Origin of the sequence: Photorhabdus viridis, from assembly GCF_040256935.1 — a bacterium.
GTDB lineage: Bacteria > Pseudomonadota > Gammaproteobacteria > Enterobacterales > Enterobacteriaceae > Photorhabdus > Photorhabdus viridis.
The window spans coordinates 1-640 of record NZ_JBEJZY010000223.1; the positions used below are offsets into that span (position 1 = coordinate 1).

Below are 640 nucleotides of genomic sequence, written 5' to 3' on the forward strand. Positions count from 1 at the left end.
CAAACAGGGTGCGCTGGAAGCGTTGGAAGTTAAACAAGGCCAGATCACCATTGGCGGCAAAGGGCTGGAGGGCAAAGCGACGGATTATGTCGATATCATCAGCCGGGCGACAGAATTAAACGGAAAGATTCAGGCCAACACGCTCTCTTTGACGCAGGGCGCCAACCGCATCAGTTTAAAAGACGGCACGGTTAACCCGCTCACCGGAGAAGGTGCTAAACCGCAATTAGCCATTGATACCAAAGCGCTGGGCGGCATGTATGCCAATAAAATCCGGCTTGTCGCCACTGAGGATGGCGTTGGGGTTAATTTGAAAGAGATGGTTAGCGACCAGCGTGATATTACTTTAAACGTTAATGGCAAAATTGAATTAGGCAATGCCAAGGCTAAAACCGACTTCAATATTATGGGCAAAGAAACTGATATTGCCCCGAATATTACCGTGCAGGCAGAGCGGGATATTACCCTGGCAAACACCACGCTGGAGAATAAAGGTAGCGTAACTGCCGGCCGGGATATGCGGGTATTCGGCGACACCGTGCGTAATACCGGGGATAAAGCTTTACTGCAAGCCAGCGATAATCTGTGGATACAGAAAGATGCGCAGGGAAATAAAAATCAATTAGTCGAAAACAGATCG

At 49.1% G+C, this 640-nt stretch carries 1 protein-coding gene; it reads left to right on the top strand.

Annotated features, from left to right (window positions below):
- A partial coding sequence (locus ABR397_RS23075) for a two-partner secretion domain-containing protein (RefSeq protein WP_455430668.1) occupies window positions 1–640 on the top strand: 640 nt, incomplete at both ends.